The sequence below is a fragment of the Acinetobacter sp. YH16053 genome, assembly GCF_013417035.1.
Taxonomy (GTDB): Bacteria; Pseudomonadota; Gammaproteobacteria; order Pseudomonadales; family Moraxellaceae; genus Acinetobacter; species Acinetobacter towneri.
The window spans coordinates 192,960-207,120 of sequence record NZ_VPEP01000001.1; the positions used below are offsets into that span (position 1 = coordinate 192,960).

The following is a 14,161-nucleotide window of genomic DNA, read 5'->3' on the forward strand; positions in this document are numbered from 1 at the left end:
TCATCCTCCCGACTGGTCAATTAATTGACCATCTATCAAGGCATAGTGGCGCTGACATTGTGCAGCAAGTTTAGGGTCATGCGTCACCAAAACCAAAGTAGTGCCCAATTCACGGTTCAACTCAAATAACAATTGTTCAATTTCTGTTGCAGTTTCACCATCCAGATTTCCTGTTGGTTCATCAGCAAAAATGATTTTGGGTTCACGAATTAAAGCACGCGCAATGGCAACACGCTGCTGTTCTCCACCTGAAAGTACTTTGGGCGTTTGCTGCGCCTGACGCTCTAAACCCACTCGTTTCAGCAAATTGAGGGCTTTTTGTTCTGCCTCTGCATATTTGAATTTTACCTGCAAACGTAGCGGCAACATCACATTTTCCAATGCTGTCAAATGCGGCAATAACTGAAATGACTGGAACACAAAACCAATATGCTTTAAACGAACTTCTGCACGTTGTTCTTCGTTTAATTCTGCAATTGACTCACCACACACCACCAATTTTCCACTGCTGGCCTGATCTAATGTTGCCAAAATACCCAATAAGGTCGATTTTCCTGAACCCGAACGACCTGTAATGGCCACTTGTTCACCTGCCTGAATATCGAGGTTTAAATTCTCGAAAATGGTCAATTGTTTTTGTGCAAGTTGTATCTTTTGTGTCAAATTTTGGGCAGAAATGATGGTTTGTGGCATGATATTAGATTCTTCGGTATTTTGAGTCATACGTTTCCCATTATGCAAAATCGCAATCTAAACAGTCGTGTTCTTTCTCGTGTGTTACTACTTGGGCTGTGCTTAAGTCCGCTCACGCTGTCTGCAAAAACCATTATGATTGTGGGCGACAGTTTAAGTGCAGGTTACGGCATACAACCACAACAAGGTTGGGTTCACTTATTGCAAAAACGTTTAGACCAACAGTATCCGAAACAGCATAAAGTGGTCAATGCAAGTGTCAGTGGTGAAACCACCAGTGGCGCTTTGGCTCGCCTGCCTAAATTGCTGCAGACCCATCGTCCAGACGTTGTAGTCATTGAGTTAGGCGGTAATGACGGCTTGCGTGGACAACCACCACAAATGATTCAAAAAAATTTAGCCAGTCTGATTCAGCACAGCCAAAAAGCTAAGGCAAAAGTGGTGATTTTTGGCATGAAGATGCCACCAAACTATGGCACAGCTTACGGCAAGGCTTTTGAAAACAACTACAAAGTGGTTAGTCAGCAGTATAAAATTAAACTGCTGCCGTTTTTCTTAGAGGGTGTTGCGGGCAATAAGCAATTGATGCAAAAAGATTTGATTCATCCAAATGCCAAAGCTCAGCCTATTTTGCTAAATAATGCTTATCCATATATCAAAGGCGCTTTATAAAGCGCCTTTGAGGAAAATCTAATTGCTGTGCGGTTCGGATTAAAAATCAAAAAAAACCACTTCACCTGTTTCCAGTGAATATTCTGCACCGACTACTTTCAACTGACCTTGTTCAATCAGGTTTTCTAAAACTGCTGAACCATGACGCAATTGATTTACCGATGCAAATACATTGGAACGTACTGCATGCTTAGACAATTTCGCCAAATCATTTTTCAGTTCAGTCTGCATTAAGGTTTCAACTGAAGGGCGAACACGGTTCACAATCGACATTAAATTTGCCGATGGTGGACAGTCTGGGCACATTAAAGTATCAATTGTCGCTTGAATTGCACCACAGTGACTGTGTCCTAAGACAACAACCACAGCACAGTCATAACGCTCTGCCGCAAATTCAACACTACCTACCTGTGATGGCGCAACCACGTTGCCCGCAACACGAATTACAAAAAGATCACCCAATCCTTGGTCAAATACCATTTCTGCAGGAACACGTGAATCTGAACATCCTAAAATAATGGCAAATGGATTTTGGTCTTCTGCCATTTCTGCACGCTGTTGGTGCGACAATTGCTTCGGATGTCTGGTATCACCAGAAACAAAACGTTGGTTTCCTTGTTTAAGACGTTCTAAAGCTTCTTGAGCTGTTAGCATTCTTGATTTACCACCGATCTTTGAAGTTGCGATATTCTAAAGCCAGTTTTTATGAATGTCACTTGCAAAAAAATATGCAGCTGCGCTTTTCTTTATTCATTTTTGTTATAAATTTTTTCACTTTTTATTGAGATAGGTCACATTTTCTACCAATTTCAAAGCTTTGATCAAAAAAGCAAGGGATGACTTTCATTTTTAAACGCCTACAATAGACAGAATACACTTGTGCAATTAGACCTAAGAGCTAGTGCCTATCATTATTGGAGCCTGTTTTGGGTTCGTCAGGGGAAGACGTTTTCATGATGAAATTTATTCGATCACGTTATCTACATACGACTTTATTGGCTTTGGGACTAAGTACATCTTGCCTTGTGCAAAGCGCTGCGCCCAATCCATATACCTTCACAAAAAACAATAACGCCAGTAACAGCAACGCAACTGAACTTAAACTATTACAAAATCATTTTCAGCAACAGCGCAAACAAGCAGGACTAAGCTCTAAAAGCATTCGTGTTGGAGATGTCGTCTGGAGCTATAACGAAGGTGGCTCGCACAGCAAACCCACAATTTTATTGATTCATGGTTTGGCAGGCACACGTGATAATTGGAACCGTGTCGCGCAATTTTTAACCCCACATTATCATGTGATTATTCCAGATTTACCCAATAGCGGTGACACCAAAACTCCAAGCAATTTTGATAATTCAGTTCCGAATGTAACTTCACAACTGCGTCAATTTATTGAAGCAATTGACTGTGAAGAAAACTTACACGTGGCAGGACATTCTTTAGGCGGCTCAATTGCAACCGTGTATGCCTCGCAATATCCTTTTGATACGCAAAGTTTATTTTTACTCAATAGTGCAGGCATTTATAAACTTGCTAATACGCCTTACACCAAAAATCCATTATCTTTAAATGACTTAATTGTGAGCAAACATGGCGATTTAGCCGACGTCGCCAAACAAATCATGCAAAGCCCGCCTGCCATGACCTCACAAATTCAACATGCGCAAGAAGAAGTCCTGATTTCTCGCTCAGAACAAACCCGTAAAGCAATTGAGCAAATTGTCAAACTCAACCGTATTTATACTCCAGACTCATTTGCACGTTTAGCAGGATCAATTGAAGCACCGACCCTGATTTTATGGGGTAAGCAAGATCGCATTATTAATGTTGAAGTGGCGAAGGAATTACAATCTTTACTCAAACGCGCCGAAACACCTGTGATTCTTAATAATGTTGGACACATGCCGTTATTGGAAGCTGAAAAACAAGTCGCACAATATTATTTGCCGTTTCTGGCTAAAACTCAGAACCTAAAAAACCCACTTGCTGATAAACTGATTCCTCTAAATTAATTATTATATAAAACCTTCATGCAGAAACATCCCATCATTGAGCAACTAATTGAAGCTCAGCTTGATTTTTTAGATCAAGAATTTAACCAAAGTGAAATGGTACAAACTGAATTTGTGCAGTTTTACCAATGGTTTCGCAAACAAAGCTTACAAGATTTATGGACATCTGAAGCCATTCATCAACTGATTCAACATCAAATTTTAAATACACCTGCCAGTTCATTTTTAGTGGAACAAATTGCTGAGCATATTCGTTTTGCACTGGTACACCCTGTTAATGACAGCAGTAAAATTGCCGATGTGATACCTGTGCTGACCATCGACAAAATTGCACAATATGTTGCAAGTAAAAGTGGACATCGTCAGCGTTTGATTAAAGCCGTGGTGAATAATCCTGCCTTTGCCGCCATGATTACCCAACTCATTCAACATTCCATTCAGGATTATATGGATAATTCGGTGATCGCCAAAAGCGTGCCTGGCGTATCGCGTTTTATGAAAATGGGTAAATCGGTTTTGGAAAGCGTTACCGATACCAATTTAGACCAGACCATTCAGCTTTATTTGCAAAAAAATGTGCAGAAGCTGACTCAAATGAGCGAGTCGGTGCTTAATCAACATTTTGATGAGGAAAAACTGTATCACTTCCAAGCCAATTTATGGCACAAAGTTAAAGACTTGCCACTTTCCGTTTTAAAAAATTATATTGAAGTACAAGACCTATCCCAAACTGTCAATTTAGGACATGAAATTTGGGATCATTTACGCCAAAGTGACTATTTGAAACAGCAAGTGCATGATGGGGTTTATGCGTGGTATGTACGCAATCAGGCGCGCCCTTTTGACTTGTTATTGCACGACTTAAACATTGATGAAGCGCTAGTCCAACAACAATTACAACAACTGTTAAATCCAGTCATTCAAAAAATGATCGCTGAAGGCTATTTAAAGCAACGTGCGCGCCATTATTTAGAGAAATTTTATTATTCTGAAAAAACACAACAAATTTTAAATCTACAAACGAATGAATAGGGTCTGTTGACAATTTCAGATAAAAAATAACCTCCTAAAATTTAGGAGGTTATTTTTAAGCGAGGCTTAGAGCTTATTTAAAATAAGCACCTTCAGATTGACTGTGGTCAGTCTGATCCACCACACGCATCAATTCAGGTACGTGTTGTTTCAAGGTTGTTTCAACACCTTGCTTTAAAGTCACATCAATCGCTGAACATCCTTGGCAACCGCCACCAAATTTCAATACTGCAGTTAAGCCGTGTTCTTCATCTTCAACCACTTCAACCAAAGCACAGTTACCACCATGCCCTGCTAAACCTGGGTTAATTTCAGACTGTAAAACATAAGTAATGCGTTCTTCTACTGAAGCATCTGGGCCTACGCGTGGCACTTTTGAGTTCGGTGCACGGAAAGTCAATTGACCACCAAAACGGTCTTTGTTGTAGTCAATTACGGCATCCAATAAATATGGAATAGACGGCGTATCAATAAATGCAGGAAAGTCTGGATATTCCTGTTTGTAGTCTGTAGGTACAACTTCATCGGGCGCACTATAAGCCATGCAACATTCAGCACGCGGTGTACCAGGATTTTCCACAAAAACACGCACACCAATACCCGGTGTATTTTGCTTTGCCAATAAATCCTTCAAATACTCTTGAGCAGTTGGCGTAATCAATAAGTTTGGAATTTCATCTACAACTGCTGTGCTGCTGTTCTCAGTCGACATAACAATAATTTCCTCAAGCTGAAGTGGCTATTTTAACTGAAGATGCGGGGGAATAAAAAAAAATCAACCAAAATTGTCGGATTTATTCCTAAAGTTCGACTCAAACTCAGTTTTGATGCATTATTACAGCAGAATTCAAGTAAAAGAATAGGCGTTTATGCTCGATTTACCTTTTAATCATACCGTGACCATTATCATTATTACGGTCATTGTGTCTATGTTGGCATTTTCCAAACAAGAATTAATGAATCGCCTGATCTTTTGGCCGCCTGCCATGCAACGTGGACAATACGATCGCTTCATTACCCATGGTTTTGTGCATGCCGATGGTGCGCATTTGCTGTTCAATATGATTACCCTGTTTTTCTTTGGCAGCATTATTGAAAGTTTTTATCGCCAATACGTCTATGATTTAGGCTTTGTTTTATTCTATTTGGGTGGTTTGATTGCCGCGATTATTCCAAGTTATTTAAAGCATAAAAATGACCATCGTTGGGCGAGCTTAGGCGCATCTGGTGCTGTATCTGCGGTGTTGTTTGCCTATATTTTGTTTGAGCCGTGGAAGTTGATTTTCGTGTTCTTTATTCCAGTGCCTGCCATTATTTTTGCAATACTGTATGTAGCGTATAGCATTTGGTCGGGTAAACGCGGCAATTCCAATATTAATCACAGTGCGCATTTATGGGGTGCGGCCTATGGTGTGATTGTGACTATTTTAATTGAACCACGCATCTTGCCTCACTTCCTGAATAAACTGGCGCAACTGCCGTTTTAACTTTTGAAACTATAACGACTCGGTACATCTACCACTGAGTCGTTGCTACTTTAAAGAATTTTCAAATCCGTCAATAGACTGCTTTCATAAATCCGCTTAACACCATCATTTATTGCCTCTCATCTTCAGCCTCTCTCATTGGGAAAAACGACTTTCAATCGTCATTTTATGAACTGCTGATAAGTATTTTTGATTGATGAAAGCATCTGAATGATCCAATACAGCATAAAGCACACAACAAATAACATGCAGTTACTCGACAAGCACTTATACCAAGCACTTATACTAAGAATATAAAGACTAAAACTATCAAGCAATCAGGAGTCAGCCATGAAAAAGTTTGCACTTCTAAGCGCCCTGTTACTCAGTCTAGGATTAAGCGCCTGTGCCGTACATACCCCTGAAGGCAGTGTAGTGATTGATCCTGACCGCACGATCTACCCGAAAGGCTATTATCCACACCAACATCCGCATGGTGATGGTGATTTTTGTCCTCCAGGTCAGGCGAAAAAAGGACGTTGTTAAGCTGTTGGTCTGAGTGAATAAAACATTGTTGATACAGCATCAGACTCATTTATGATTCGAACCTAGACATTTAAACACTAACCTTTAAATCTCAACAACATTTCATTCACATTAAAAACCTTTACACTTCGTGAAGGTTTTTTTATTCAAATTTCACTCAATTTTGGTAGTTTTTGCTACCCCATATCGCAACTTGGCATAGATAATGTATACATCTGTATATTAATTTCAATTTAGTTTGCGAGTTTTTGCATGTCCACTTCTTACGATGGCTTACAGTTTCCAATTCATCCAGAAAATCATAAACCCAGCACCTCAAGCACGGGCAAACAAATTATTGCCGAAGCCTTAGCCACAGTCGATCATCAAAGCTCAGTCGATGCTTTGGCAGAAAAAAACTGGCGTAAACACTATCCAAAATACTTTAAAGCCCTCGTGACCAATGGTATTCGTGAACAAGCTAACGCAATTCAAATTGCAGAAGATGGTTTAAGAAAAGCGCATCAAAGTTTTGAGTTTTATCGTCATGAGCAAAAATATGTGCTGAAAGATGTCATGCACTTGCCTACTGAAACTTTACATACCTTTAAATTACAAGGCAGCAGCCAAGCAGCACCCGAATGGTATGTGCCGTATCGTGGGCAAAAGTTACAAGGTCAAGCTCTACTAGATCAAATTGCAATTTGGCTAGCAGCAGGCATTATTGAACCAAGTCATGCCGAAGCGTTAAATGCTGCAATGGCGCATCCTGAATGGTTTGATTTGTCTGACCGTAACATGGTGCTATTTGGTGCAGCTTCAGAAGCAGGGCCACTCACATGGTTAGCCAAATGGAAAGCCAATATTATTGCAGTCGATTTACCAAATAGCCGTGTGTGGAATAAAATTTTAAGCACTGTGCAACAAGGCAATGCCACCTTATATGCACCCAGTACAACACAACTCGCGGCAGATACCCCACTTGATATTTTAACAGAACAGTTGGGTGCAAATCTACTGACACAAACCCCAGAAATTGCACAATGGTTAGCTCAAAAACCTGAAACGCTAGATTTAGCAGCCATTGCCTATTTAGATGGTGAAAAACACGTGCGTGTTGCGATGGCGATGGATGCCATTATGCAATATGTCAGCGAACACAAAGCTGATAGCAGCCTTATGTTTATGTGTACCCCAACCGATGTTTATGCCGTTCCTGAAGAAGTGATTAGCGCATCGGCAGAGAAGTTTCAGCAGCGTTCACAAGGGCAAAAGCTACTCACCAAAAGTATTGAAACCATTTCACGCAGTCATTTCTTCCAAAAGAATCTGCATAATTTAATTGCTTCAGACAATGGTCAACATTATGGTATTGCCGACTGTTTGGTGGTTGAACAAGGGCCAAACTATGCTTTAGCAAAACGCATCCAGCAATGGCGTGCAATTTTAGCGCGTCATCAAGGACAGCATGTCAGCATCAATATTGCACCTTCGACCACCACACACTCTGTGACCAAAAATCCATTACTCAAAGCAGCATTTAGTGGCGCAAGTTTGTTTGATGTTGAAGCATTTAGCCCTGAAACCACCAATGCGATTATGGCGGCATTGTGGATTCATGACTTACGCAATCCAAACTCGGCAGCCAATCCTGAAGTGAAACTTGAGCATCCGCTCGAATTGATGATGGAAGGTGCGAACCATGGTGGATTGTGGCGCGTGGCGTATTTGGCACGAACGGCCCTACCTTTCGCTGCGCTCTATGGCTTTGCTGCAGATAAATTACCGCTGGACAAAGTCATCCAAAAATTTAAAAAGTAATGTAAACCGCTAATCTATCTATTCAAAAACTTGCCTGCAAATATTTCTCTAGACTGATCTGCAGGTATAAAAAAAGCGCTGTATCATCACAGCGCTTTTTTCAACCACTCAAAAAAGTTGAGAATGGATTAAAACACTTTTAAGAACAACCAGAACAAGCTACCCGATAAACAAATTGTCGCAGGTAAAGTGAAAATCCAAGCCGAAAGAATTGTACGCACCATTTGGAAATTCAGACCCGATTTATTTGCCACCATGGTACCTGCCACCGCACTGTTCAGTACGTGTGTAGTTGAAACTGGCATCCCCAAACCATCTGCAGCAGCAATAGTTGACATTGCCACAAGCTCGGCAGACATACCTTGACCATAAGTCATGTGCTGCTTACCGATACGTTCACCAACAGTCACCACAATACGTTTCCAGCCGACCATCGTACCCAAGCCTAGTGCTAAGGCAACGGCAACTTTGACCCAAGTTGGAATGTATTGTAAGAATGAATCTAAATGGCTGCGGTAGCTTTTAACCACTTTTTTCTGTTCTTCCGACATTTCAGGCAAGGCATTGGCTTTGTCTAAACGCTTGAATGAAGTCGTGCTTAAATACATATCATTACGCATTTCTGCTACTTCAGCTTCAGGCACATCTTTCAAGTTGCCATATTGACCCACACGCTCACCCAAATGGTCAGTTAAGCTTGCCAAAGCAGGCACGACTTCAGGAGTAATTTCTTTGGTCTGAATATAACTAGTAATAATCTGACGCGCTTTTTCATCTGGCATATCGGCATGTTGTGGATAAATCACATCAGCCGTTTGCGTTGAAAGCTGCTGGAACGATTGAATGTGGTTTTGGCCTAACTCTTTATTTAATGAGTACGCCAACGGGACAATCCCGATCAAAATCAACATGATTAAACCCATGCCTTTTTGACCATCGTTTGAACCATGCGCAAAACTTACCCCAGTACAAGTAAAAATTAGAATGGCACGAATCAGTGGTGGTGGTGGCTTATTGCCTTCAGGCGGCTGGAACAACTCCATTTGTTTCTTGAAGATTTTTTTCACCAAGAAGAACAAAATCGCAGCAAAAGCAAAACCAATCAGTGGCGAGAACAATAAAGCCTTGCCCACTTTCATGACTTGTTCCATATCTACACCACTTGCACCCGCACCTGAGTTAATCAAGTAGTTCATAATCCCCACACCTAAAATCGAACCGATTAAAGTGTGCGAACTTGAAGCAGGAATACCGAAGTACCACGTTCCCAAGTTCCAGACAATCGCGGCAATCAACATGGCAAAAACCATGGCAAAGCCTGCGCCTGAACCGACATTCATAATCAATTCGACTGGAAGTAAGGCAATAATACCGTAGGCAACTGCGCCACTGGCGACCATCACCCCAAGGAAGTTACAGAAACCCGCCCACATTACTGCCACAGGTGCAGACAGGGCATTGGTATAAATAACCGTTGCCACTGCGTTAGCTGTGTCGTGGAAACCATTCACAAATTCAAAGCCTAAGGCAATAAATAAAGCGGTCGCCAATAAAATCACCGAGTACATGCTTAGCGCAGGCACGTGGGATAAGTCCGCAGACAATTGGAAACCAATATAAATAAGGGTAGAAACGATGATCGTTAAAAACACCGGCATAAAAAATTTCGGTGTAGGCACATGAACATTGGTCGATTTAGTGGTCGACTTGTGTGCTGAATCTACAGGAGTTGGATTAGAATTCATGCAAGCAGAAAAGAGGATTTAAAATCCCCTTATTGTTCAATTAAATTGTGACAATTATATGACAAAGAGCTGCTATATAAAGCAACTTTCATACTTTATTTTCAGACTTTAAGCTGTTTTTTTGTGCATAAAATTAAAATTAACTTTTAAATTTAAACACTTAGAATAAATAAACCTACTTTTCTTATGCCATTCTCTCAAATTTAGATTGTTACACCTTTGTCATATTTGCCTAAAGTGTCAGACAAAATTCACCGTGAGCCAATTTTGCCTGAGCAATATGACAAAGCGATGACGCATTAAAGAAAATCACAATTAGAATGTTCCTCATCACAACTTTTATTTAGGTTCAAAAGCTACAGCAAAATCCTAAAAATACCGCTTTATACACAATTTTTCAGACTTCCTGTCTCCGTATCTGTTTCAAGTGCACGAAAGCGTAGCGAACTCTGCTAAAATAGCGCTCATTTCGGATTCAGTCATAAAGGGTTTTTTATGTCCACGCTTACCACCCTGAAAGCGCTTCTTGCCCAAAGAATTTTAATTATCGATGGTGCCATGGGTACTATGATTCAACGCCATCAATTGGAAGAAGCCGATTATCGTGGTGAACGCTTTGCAGATTGGGCACATGACCTTAAAGGTAACAATGACTTATTGGTACTGACCCAACCGCAAATTATTCAGGGCATTCACGAAGCCTATTTAGATGCAGGCGCAGACATTATTGAAACCAACAGCTTTAACGGCACTCGGGTTTCTATGTCTGACTACCACATGGAAGATTTAGTTCCTGAAATTAACCGTGAAGCAGCACGTTTGGCCAAAGCGGCCTGCGAAAAATATTCAACCCCAGACAAACCACGTTTTGTGGCAGGTGTACTCGGCCCGACATCTCGTACTTGTTCAATTTCACCCAACGTAAATGACCCTGCATTCCGTAACATTACGTTTGATGCACTCAAAGAAAATTATATTGAAGCTGCGCATGCCTTAATTGAAGGTGGTGCAGATATTCTGCTCATTGAAACTGTGTTTGATACCTTAAACTGTAAAGCTGCCATTTTTGCGGTTAAAGAAGTATTCAAACAACTCGGTCGTGAGTTGCCATTAATGATTTCTGGCACCATCACTGATGCTTCAGGCCGTACCTTAACGGGTCAAACTGCAGAAGCGTTCTGGAACTCGGTACGTCATGGTGATTTACTTTCAATTGGTTTTAACTGTGCTTTGGGCGCAGATGCCATGCGTCCACACGTTAAAACCGTTTCAGACGTTGCCGATGTGTTTGTTTCTGCACACCCGAACGCGGGCTTACCCAACGCATTTGGTGGTTATGATGAAACGCCTGAAGAAACCGCAGCTTTCCTCAAAGAATTTGCTGAAAGCGGCTTGATCAATATTACAGGCGGTTGCTGTGGTACAACGCCTGATCATATCCGCGCGATTTACAATGCGGTAAAAGACATTCCACCGCGTAAAATTCCAGAGATTAAACCTGCATGCCGTTTAAGTGGTTTAGAACCATTTAACATTTATGATGACTCTTTATTTGTAAACGTGGGCGAACGTACCAACGTCACAGGTTCTAAAAAATTCCTGCGTTTAATTCGTGAAGAAAACTTTGCCGAAGCCTTAGATGTTGCTCGTCAACAGGTAGAAAGCGGTGCGCAAATCATCGACATCAACATGGATGAAGGCATGCTCGATTCAGAAGGTGCGATGGTGCACTTTTTGAACTTGGTAGCCTCTGAGCCTGATATTTCTCGCGTACCCATCATGATTGACTCCTCAAAATGGGAAATCATTGAAGCAGGCTTGAAATGCGTACAAGGTAAAGCCATCGTCAACTCTATTTCTTTAAAAGAAGGCTATGACGAGTTTGTCGAAAAAGCCCGCCTCTGCCGCCAATACGGCGCAGCAGTTATTGTTATGGCCTTTGACGAAGTCGGACAAGCCGACACTGCAGCACGTAAACGCGAAATTTGTAAACGCTCTTATGATGTCTTGGTCAATGATGTTGGCTTCCCTGCCGAAGACATTATTTTTGACCCGAACGTGTTTGCAGTTGCGACAGGTATTGAAGAACACAACAACTACGCCGTCGATTTTATTGAAGCCACAGGCTGGATTAAACAAAACCTACCACATGCTATGATTTCAGGTGGTATTTCTAACGTGTCGTTCTCCTTCCGTGGTAATGAGCCAGTGCGTGAAGCGATTCATGCGGTGTTCCTGTACTATGCGATTAAACAAGGCCTGACCATGGGCATTGTGAACGCCGGTCAGCTAGCCATTTACGATGACATCCCAAAAGAACTAAAAGATGCGGTTGAAGCGGTTATTCTGAACCAGAACCAAGGCGAAAGCGGTCAGGATGCCACAGAAAAACTGCTAGAAGTGGCAGAAAAATATCGTGGTCAATCAGGCGCACAAAAAGCCGAAGAAAACTTAGAATGGCGTAGTGAATCTGTCGAAAAACGTCTTGAGTACGCTTTAGTTAAAGGCATCACCACCTTTATTAATGAAGACACCGAAGAAGCGCGCCTGAAAGCCAAACGTCCATTAGATGTGATTGAAGGCCCGTTGATGGATGGCATGAACGTGGTCGGTGACTTGTTTGGTGCAGGTAAAATGTTCCTGCCACAAGTGGTGAAATCTGCCCGTGTGATGAAACAAGCCGTTGCATGGCTCAACCCGTACATCGAAGCTGAAAAAACCGAAGGTCAGTCTAAAGGTAAAGTCTTGATGGCAACGGTAAAAGGTGACGTACACGACATTGGTAAAAACATTGTTGGCGTGGTCTTGGGTTGTAATGGATACGATATTGTCGATCTCGGTGTGATGGTACCTGCAGAAAAAATCCTGCAAACTGCCATTGACGAAAAAGTCGATATCATTGGCTTGTCTGGTCTGATTACCCCATCTTTAGATGAAATGGTTTTTGTTGCCAAAGAAATGCAGCGTAAAGGCTTTAACATTCCATTGTTGATTGGTGGCGCAACCACATCTAAAGCACATACTGCAGTTAAAATTGATCCACAGTTCTCAAATGATGCAGTGATTTATGTTGCCGATGCTTCGCGTGCCGTTGGTGTTGCGACAACCTTACTCTCCCCTGAAATGAAACCTGCTTTTGTTGCAGAGCATCGTGCGGAATATGCTAAAATTCGTGAACGTATTGCCAACAAGCAACCGAAAGCCGCGAAATTGTCGTATGCAGAAGCCATCGACAATGGTTTAAAAATTGATTGGGACAACTATACACCTGCAGTACCAAACTTGATTGGTACACAAGTGCTAACCAATTACCCACTTGAAACCTTGTTACCATACTTTGACTGGACACCATTCTTTATTTCTTGGAGTTTGGCAGGCAAATTCCCAAAAATTCTGGAAGATGAAGTCGTGGGCGAAGCTGCAACCGACTTATATAACCAAGCGCAAGCCATGCTCAAAGATATTATTGCAAATAATCGCTTTGATGCACGTGCAGTCTTTGGGATTTACCCTGCCAACCGTTCTGCGGCAGATTCAGTACAAGTATATGATGCAGCACGTAATCAAGTAACGCATACCTTCCATCATATTCGTCAACAGTCAGACAAAGTCACAGGTAAACCAAACTTGTCTTTGGCAGACTTTGTCGCAACTACAGAGCAAGGGCAAGATTACTTGGGCGGCTTTACCGTGTCGATTTTTGGTGCGGAAGAAATGGCCAATGAGTTTAAAGCCAAAGGCGATGACTATTCTGCCATTTTGGTGCAGTCTTTGGGTGACCGTTTTGCAGAAGCATTTGCAGAGCATTTGCATGAGCGTATTCGTAAAGAATTCTGGGGCTATCAGCCGAATGAGCAGCTAAGCAATGAAGAGCTGATTAAAGAGAAATATGTAGGGATTCGTCCTGCACCGGGCTATCCTGCGTGCCCTGAGCACTCTGAAAAAGCCACACTGTTTAACTGGTTAGGTTCGACTGAAAAGATTGGCACACAGCTTACGAGCAGCTTTGCAATGTGGCCGCCTTCATCTGTGAGCGGCTTCTACTATGCCAACCCTGCTTCTGAGTACTTTAACGCGGGTAAAATCTCGTTAGATCAGCTTGAAGATTACGCACAGCGTAAAGGCTGGAGTTTAGATGAAGCGAAGCGTTGGTTAGCTCCAAACTTGGATGATTCGATTAATTAATTGCTTT

11 protein-coding genes are annotated in these 14,161 nt (G+C 41.7%); 7 read left to right on the top strand and 4 right to left on the bottom strand.

Annotated features, from left to right (window positions below; genetic code table 11):
- Complete coding sequence (locus FTV43_RS00950) at nucleotides 1-723, bottom strand: ABC transporter ATP-binding protein (RefSeq protein ID WP_179994670.1); 723 nt, start codon at nucleotides 721-723, stop codon at nucleotides 1-3.
- Nucleotides 724-735: 12 nt separating this feature from the next.
- On the opposite strand from FTV43_RS00950, the gene FTV43_RS00955 reads away from it, so the two are divergent.
- Nucleotides 736-1,365: an arylesterase gene (locus FTV43_RS00955; RefSeq protein WP_179994671.1), complete on the top strand. Its 630-nt coding sequence runs from the start codon at nucleotides 736-738 to the stop codon at nucleotides 1,363-1,365.
- A 39-nt stretch (nucleotides 1,366-1,404) separates the two neighbouring features.
- Here the strand turns inward: FTV43_RS00955 and FTV43_RS00960 are convergent, their stop codons facing one another.
- The gene (locus FTV43_RS00960; RefSeq protein ID WP_004972031.1) at nucleotides 1,405-2,019 is read right to left on the bottom strand and encodes a carbonic anhydrase; all 615 of its coding nucleotides are present in this window, start codon (nucleotides 2,017-2,019) and stop codon (nucleotides 1,405-1,407) included.
- Nucleotides 2,020-2,318: 299 nt separating this feature from the next.
- On the opposite strand from FTV43_RS00960, the gene FTV43_RS00965 reads away from it, so the two are divergent.
- Both FTV43_RS00965 and FTV43_RS00970 read left to right on the top strand, forming a co-directional pair.
- A complete protein-coding gene (locus FTV43_RS00965) occupies nucleotides 2,319-3,380 on the top strand; it encodes an alpha/beta fold hydrolase (protein ID WP_026438298.1) in 1,062 nt (353 codons plus the stop codon).
- Between the two features lie 18 nt (nucleotides 3,381-3,398).
- Nucleotides 3,399-4,412: a hypothetical protein gene (locus FTV43_RS00970; protein ID WP_179994672.1), complete on the top strand. Its 1,014-nt coding sequence runs from the start codon at nucleotides 3,399-3,401 to the stop codon at nucleotides 4,410-4,412.
- A gap of 73 nt (nucleotides 4,413-4,485) precedes the next feature.
- On the opposite strand, the gene nfuA is transcribed toward FTV43_RS00970, so the two are convergent.
- Nucleotides 4,486-5,124, bottom strand: coding sequence for a Fe-S biogenesis protein NfuA (gene nfuA, locus FTV43_RS00975; RefSeq protein WP_096900978.1), 639 nt, complete (start codon nucleotides 5,122-5,124; stop codon nucleotides 4,486-4,488).
- Nucleotides 5,125-5,281: 157 nt separating this feature from the next.
- Between nfuA and FTV43_RS00980 the strand changes: the two genes are divergently transcribed.
- The 3 genes from FTV43_RS00980 to FTV43_RS00990 all read left to right on the top strand — a co-directional run bounded on the left by FTV43_RS00980 (nucleotide 5,282) and on the right by FTV43_RS00990 (nucleotide 8,224).
- Entirely contained in the window at nucleotides 5,282-5,899 is a 618-nt protein-coding gene (locus FTV43_RS00980; protein ID WP_004972041.1) for a rhomboid family intramembrane serine protease, read from the top strand.
- A 330-nt stretch (nucleotides 5,900-6,229) separates the two neighbouring features.
- Nucleotides 6,230-6,424 (top strand): hypothetical protein, encoded by a 195-nt coding sequence (locus FTV43_RS00985; RefSeq protein WP_004972042.1) that lies wholly within the window; start codon nucleotides 6,230-6,232, stop codon nucleotides 6,422-6,424.
- Between the two features lie 252 nt (nucleotides 6,425-6,676).
- Complete coding sequence (locus FTV43_RS00990; RefSeq protein ID WP_179994673.1) at nucleotides 6,677-8,224, top strand: hypothetical protein; 1,548 nt, start codon at nucleotides 6,677-6,679, stop codon at nucleotides 8,222-8,224.
- A gap of 128 nt (nucleotides 8,225-8,352) precedes the next feature.
- Here FTV43_RS00990 and FTV43_RS00995 read toward each other — a convergent pair whose 3' ends face one another.
- Nucleotides 8,353-9,969 carry an inorganic phosphate transporter gene (locus FTV43_RS00995; protein WP_136144404.1) on the bottom strand — a complete coding sequence of 539 codons (1,617 nt, stop codon included), beginning with the start codon at nucleotides 9,967-9,969 and terminating at the stop codon, nucleotides 8,353-8,355.
- A 495-nt stretch (nucleotides 9,970-10,464) separates the two neighbouring features.
- Here FTV43_RS00995 and metH point away from each other — a divergent pair, with 495 nt between their 5' ends.
- Entirely contained in the window at nucleotides 10,465-14,154 is a 3,690-nt protein-coding gene (gene metH, locus FTV43_RS01000) for a methionine synthase (RefSeq protein WP_179994674.1), read from the top strand.
- Nucleotides 14,155-14,161 lie beyond the last annotated feature (7 nt).

Bases quoted from the DNA above. Each gene is read 5' to 3' on its own strand.
- FTV43_RS00950 (WP_179994670.1), bottom strand. From the start codon at position 723: ATGACTCAAAATACCGAAGAATCTAATATCATGCCACAAACCATCATT.
- FTV43_RS00955 (WP_179994671.1), top strand. From the start codon at position 736: ATGCAAAATCGCAATCTAAACAGTCGTGTTCTTTCTCGTGTGTTACTA.
- FTV43_RS00960 (WP_004972031.1), bottom strand. From the start codon at position 2,019: ATGCTAACAGCTCAAGAAGCTTTAGAACGTCTTAAACAAGGAAACCAA.
- FTV43_RS00965 (WP_026438298.1), top strand. From the start codon at position 2,319: ATGATGAAATTTATTCGATCACGTTATCTACATACGACTTTATTGGCT.
- FTV43_RS00970 (WP_179994672.1), top strand. From the start codon at position 3,399: ATGCAGAAACATCCCATCATTGAGCAACTAATTGAAGCTCAGCTTGAT.
- nfuA (WP_096900978.1), bottom strand. From the start codon at position 5,124: ATGTCGACTGAGAACAGCAGCACAGCAGTTGTAGATGAAATTCCAAAC.
- FTV43_RS00980 (WP_004972041.1), top strand. From the start codon at position 5,282: ATGCTCGATTTACCTTTTAATCATACCGTGACCATTATCATTATTACG.
- FTV43_RS00985 (WP_004972042.1), top strand. From the start codon at position 6,230: ATGAAAAAGTTTGCACTTCTAAGCGCCCTGTTACTCAGTCTAGGATTA.
- FTV43_RS00990 (WP_179994673.1), top strand. From the start codon at position 6,677: ATGTCCACTTCTTACGATGGCTTACAGTTTCCAATTCATCCAGAAAAT.
- FTV43_RS00995 (WP_136144404.1), bottom strand. From the start codon at position 9,969: ATGAATTCTAATCCAACTCCTGTAGATTCAGCACACAAGTCGACCACT.
- metH (WP_179994674.1), top strand. From the start codon at position 10,465: ATGTCCACGCTTACCACCCTGAAAGCGCTTCTTGCCCAAAGAATTTTA.